This is a genomic window from Collinsella sp. D33t1_170424_A12, from assembly GCF_015554865.1.
Taxonomy (GTDB): Bacteria; Actinomycetota; Coriobacteriia; order Coriobacteriales; family Coriobacteriaceae; genus Collinsella.
In genome coordinates, this window is the sequence record NZ_JADNJJ010000060.1 from 1 (window position 1) to 4,474 (window position 4,474).

At 65.3% G+C, this 4,474-nt stretch carries 6 protein-coding genes; 2 read left to right on the plus strand and 4 right to left on the minus strand.

The genetic code is table 11. The annotated features are described in order from the left end of the window. Window positions 1-186: ArsR family transcriptional regulator (locus I2E26_RS02880; protein WP_195419546.1), on the plus strand; the 186-nt coding region annotated here is incomplete at its 5' end. Continuing rightward, the gene (locus I2E26_RS02885; RefSeq protein ID WP_195419547.1) at window positions 176-931 is read left to right on the plus strand and encodes an SdpI family protein; all 756 of its coding nucleotides are present in this window, start codon (window positions 176-178) and stop codon (window positions 929-931) included. The genes I2E26_RS02880 and I2E26_RS02885, both read left to right, overlap by 11 nt. A 146-nt stretch (window positions 932-1,077) precedes the next feature. Here I2E26_RS02885 and I2E26_RS02890 read toward each other — a convergent pair whose 3' ends face one another. From I2E26_RS02890 to I2E26_RS02905, 4 genes are all read right to left on the minus strand, one after another. After that, window positions 1,078-1,581, minus strand: coding sequence for a hypothetical protein (locus I2E26_RS02890; RefSeq protein ID WP_195419548.1), 504 nt, complete (start codon window positions 1,579-1,581; stop codon window positions 1,078-1,080). A gap of 200 nt (window positions 1,582-1,781) precedes the next feature. Continuing rightward, on the minus strand, window positions 1,782-2,576 hold the full coding sequence (locus tag I2E26_RS02895; RefSeq protein ID WP_195419549.1) for an ABC transporter ATP-binding protein: 795 nt from the start codon (window positions 2,574-2,576) through the stop codon (window positions 1,782-1,784). Beyond that, complete coding sequence (locus I2E26_RS02900) at window positions 2,569-3,489, minus strand: ABC transporter permease (RefSeq protein WP_147588921.1); 921 nt, start codon at window positions 3,487-3,489, stop codon at window positions 2,569-2,571. Before I2E26_RS02900 ends, I2E26_RS02895 begins: the two co-directional genes overlap by 8 nt. Before the next feature lie 251 nt (window positions 3,490-3,740). Then, a partial coding sequence (locus tag I2E26_RS02905) for an ABC transporter substrate-binding protein (protein ID WP_195419550.1) occupies window positions 3,741-4,474 on the minus strand: 734 nt, incomplete at its 5' end.

A 4,474-nucleotide genomic window follows, 5' to 3' on the forward strand; every position in this document is an offset into this window, starting at 1 on the left:
GCCGAGCACTTCGACATGACCAAGCCATCCATCAGCCATCACCTCAACGCCCTCAAGGCAGCCGGGCTCGTCGACGCCGAACGCGCCGGGCAGTCAATCGTCTACAGCCTGAATACCTCCGTGCTGCAAGACCTTATGAGCTGGTTTTTCACCTTCACCGACAGGAGCGATTCCAATGACCGATAACATCCGCGACAAGCAGGGGGCGACGCCCCGCGCCAACGGCGAACAGCCCGAAACGCGCCGGGTCTCCCCCATCGGCCGCCGAACGCTGATCGCGCTCGCAGTCCTGTGCATCCTCAGCTTCCTGGGGCACCTCGCCCTGCTACCGCAGCTGCCCGACATGGTGCCCACGCACTGGGACGCCGCAGGCGACGTCGACGGCTGGAGCAGCCGGCTCTCGACGCTCGGCCTCGACATCCTGCCCCTCGGCCTGCTCCTCCTCTTCCACGTGCTTCCCGGCATGGACCCGCGCGGCCGCGCATACGAGCGCATGGGTTCGTTCTACACGGGGTTCGTCGCGGTCTTCACGCTCTTCATGATCGGGATGACATGGACCACGGAGCTCGCCGTGTTCGGCATCATGCCGCAAGACGGCAGCCCCATCGGAATCATCGTCGGCACGTGCCTGGGCCTCGGCCTCATCCTGCTTGGCAACTACCTGCCCAAGGTCAAGCCCAACTACACGTTTGGCTGCAAGACGCCATGGGCGCTCGACAGCGACCAGAACTGGCGGCTCACGCATCGGTTCGGCGGTATGGCCATGGTCGTCGCCGGCATCGCCGTCGCCATATCCGGGCTGTTCTCGAAACAGCTGGGAGGCGCGGCGCCGGCAATCCTGCTGATCGCGGTCATCGGGTCGAGCGCGTCCATCTACCTGTATAGCTACCTCGTATTCCGACACGGCAACAAACCGCTGCGCGTGCGATAGACCGGGCGGCCCCGCCATGCAAGATGCCTCCCATCGCTCGGGGATCGTACCCGGGCGATGGGAGGCATATCTATTACGCAGGCGAGGCGTCGGCGCGAGAAGGCGAACGAGAGACGCCGTCTGGACTCGAAAAGACCCGCGGGAGCCTACACGGGACTGGGGGAATCGTCGCGGATCACCGCGCGGGCGATCATCGAGAGCACCGCGATCGCAACGACGCGGGCGTCGTCGAGCACCTCGACGTCGTACACGTCGCCGCGCAGCGCCGGGATCTGCTTGGCGCGCGCCATCACCCGCCCGCCTTCCGTGCGAATCTCGAATCGGCTCGTCCATGCGCGGCGCGTCACGACCATCCATCCCTGCGGCTGCACGCGGATAACCGCCTCATCCGTCTTGGCGGACACGCGAAACGAGCGCTTCAGGTCCATCGACACCCCGCTGCGGAGCTCTATATGGTGCGCGCGGTCCTTATCATCCGACCGGCTCGTACGATAGCATGCGACCTCGGTCCCCGATGCATCGACCACGCGCGTCGTACGCGGAGACGACAGCGGGTCGGTGTGCGCGGTGAACAGCACCTCCCCATCGACGGTCGAGACCTCGAGCTCGCTGTGCACGCTGGCGAGCTTGGACGAGATACGGAGCTTCATGGTTCCTCCTTGCGCTGCGAACGCAACCTATAAGCCTGCCATGTTTATTCCCGTTTTCCGCCCCGATGCACACATCTCCGTGCCACGTTCCCCGCAGGCATGCCGCCTGCAACGAAAAACGGCCGGGAGCGCACCCGCCCCCGGCCGTCATGGATACTCGTGGCGCACGGTCGGCCCCGCATCGGCAGCGGGACGCGTGCCTAGCTCAGCAGCATGCGGTCGTTTGCCAGCTCGCCGCCGGAGACCTCCTCGAACTTGCGAAGCAGGTCGGGAACGGTCAGGCGCTTCTTCTCCTCGCCGGCAACATCGTAGATCACCCGGCCGTCGCACATCATGATGAGGCGGTTGCCCAGGCGGATCGCGTCGTTCATGTTGTGCGTCACCATGAGCGTGGTGAGGCCGCGCTCGGCCACGATCTGCTCGGTGAGGTCGAGCACCTTCGCAGCCGTCTTGGGATCGAGCGCCGCGGTGTGCTCGTCGAGCAGCAGCAGCTTGGGGTCGGTGAGCGTGGCCATGAGCAGCGTGAGGGCCTGGCGCTGGCCGCCCGAGAGCAAGCCCACCTTGGCGGTCATGCGCTTCTCCAGCCCGAGCCCCAGGCGAGCGAGGAGCTCGGGGTACTCGTCCTTCTCCTGCTTGGTGATGCCCCATGCCAGGCCGCGGCGCTTGCCGCGGCGGCGGGCAAGGGCGAGGTTCTCGTCGATCTGCATATCGGCCGCCGTACCGCGCATAGGGTCTTGGAACACGCGTCCCAGGTACTTGGCGCGACGAGGCTCGGACAGGCGCGAGATGTCCACGCCGTCCAGCTCGATGGTGCCGGAATCGAGCGGGTACACGCCGGCGATCATGTTGAGCAGCGTGGACTTGCCCGCGCCGTTGCCGCCGATCACGGTTACGAAATCGCCATCGGCAAGCGTGAGGTCCACGCCGGTGAGGGCGCGTTTCTCGGTAACGGTGCCGGCGTTGAAGGTCTTCTTCACATGGGACAGCCTAAGCATCTGCCTCACCGCCCTTCGTGTAATGAGCACGCAGCTTGTACTTCTCCCAAACCACCGGTACGCACAGCGCCAGCGCCACGATCACTGCGGAGAGCAGCTTCATATCGTTGGCGTTCATGCCCATCTGCAAGACGACGGCACGGATGAGGAAGTACACCACGGAACCGGCCACGGCCGAGACCAGGCGGCTCTTGAAGCCCACGAGCTTGCCCGGGGTAAGGCGGCCGAGCACCTCGCCGATGACGATGGCGGCCAGGCCGATCACGATAGCGCCCGTACCCATGCCGATATCGGCGTATTTCTGGCTCTGGCAGATGAGGCCGCCGGAAAGGCCCACCAACGCGTTGGCGAGCATGAGGGCGATCATCTTCGTCTTGGCGGTGGAAACGCCCAGCGCGCGAATCATATCCTCGTTGTTGCCGGTGGCGCGCAGCGCGCTGCCGATCTCGGTACCGAAGAACCAGTAAAGCGCGGCGATGATGGCCACCGCCACGATGAGGCCCACGACGATGGACGCCACGTTGGCGGAGAGCCCGGTCATCTCGGTCATGCGAGAGAAGATCGTGTCGCTCTGCAGCAGCGGGGTGTTGGACTTGCCCATGATGCGCAGGTTGATGGACCACAGGGCGATCTGCGTAAGGATGCCGGCGAGGATCGCGGGGATCTCGAGCACGGTATGCAGAAAGCCGGTGACCGCTCCGGCGACCATGCCGGCGAGCATGGCGGCGACGATGGCGATAAGCGGATCGACACCCGCCACCACCAGGACGGCGCACACGCTGCCGCCCAGCGCAAAGCTGCCGTCAACCGTCAGATCCGCAATATCGAGCAACTTATAGGTGATAAACACCCCAAGTACCATAATGCCCCAGAGTATGCCCTGGGAAACGGCTCCAAGTAGAGCTCCGCCCATCTCGTCCCTCCTTGCCAGGTAAGTTCGCTGAGCCAAAAGAACCCCGGCGGTCATGTCCGCCGGGGTCGCTTCGCACAACGATGCTATCTATATGGCTGTTAGTCTAACATGCGCGCACATGGGCCCGCAGTCGCATCGGCACTCGTAATGCTTCAGAAATATGCGGCTTCGACCAGCCGGGGCGGCTGAAAGCCGCGGCGCCCGCGAACTCGTGCCGGCGAGGGCCCGCCTCCGCATGCGCGAACCAGGACCTACGCGCTCACGTCGGTACCGCCGTCGGCGATCAGCGGAGCCGTATCCACGCCCAGCAGCTCGGCGGTCTTGCCGTTGAACACCACATCGCACTCGGCGGCGCTCATCTGCTGAACGGGCATCTCGGCCGGGTCGGCGCCATCGGCCAGGATCTGAATGGCCATCTCGCCGGCGCGGCGCCCGAGCTCCTCGTAGTTGATAGAGATGCTCGCCAGGCCGCCGGCCTCCACATGGGCGACCTCGCCGCAGATGGTGGGGATCTTCGCCTCGTTGGCGATCATGGCGATGGTCGTCATGGCCGATGCGATGGTGTTATCCGTGGGCGTGTAGATGGCATCGACCTTGCCCACCATCGACTCGACGACCTGCTGCACCTCGTTGGAGCTCGAGGCGGTGAACTCCACCGGCTCCAAACCGAGCTTCTTGAGCTCGGCGCTCGCCAGGTCGATCTGGATCTTGGAATTGGGCTCGGCGGTGCAGTAGAGCAGACCGACGGTCTTGGCCCCGGGCAGCAGGCGCTGCAGCAGGTCGATCTGCTCGGCCACGGGATTCATATCGGAGGTGCCCGTCACGTTGCCGCCGGGGGCGTCGCCGTCCTCCACCAAGCCGGCGGCCACGAAGTCGGTGATAGCGGTGCACACCACGGGGATCTCGGACGTGGCGCCCACCATGGACTGGGCGGCCGGCGTGCCGATCGCCAGCACCAGGTCGCAGCCGTCGTTGACGAACTTGC

Bases quoted from the DNA above. Each gene is read 5' to 3' on its own strand.
- I2E26_RS02890 (WP_195419548.1), bottom strand. From the start codon at position 1,581: ATGAAGCTCCGTATCTCGTCCAAGCTCGCCAGCGTGCACAGCGAGCTC.
- I2E26_RS02900 (WP_147588921.1), bottom strand. From the start codon at position 3,489: ATGGGCGGAGCTCTACTTGGAGCCGTTTCCCAGGGCATACTCTGGGGC.
- I2E26_RS02885 (WP_195419547.1), top strand. From the start codon at position 176: ATGACCGATAACATCCGCGACAAGCAGGGGGCGACGCCCCGCGCCAAC.
- I2E26_RS02895 (WP_195419549.1), bottom strand. From the start codon at position 2,576: ATGCTTAGGCTGTCCCATGTGAAGAAGACCTTCAACGCCGGCACCGTT.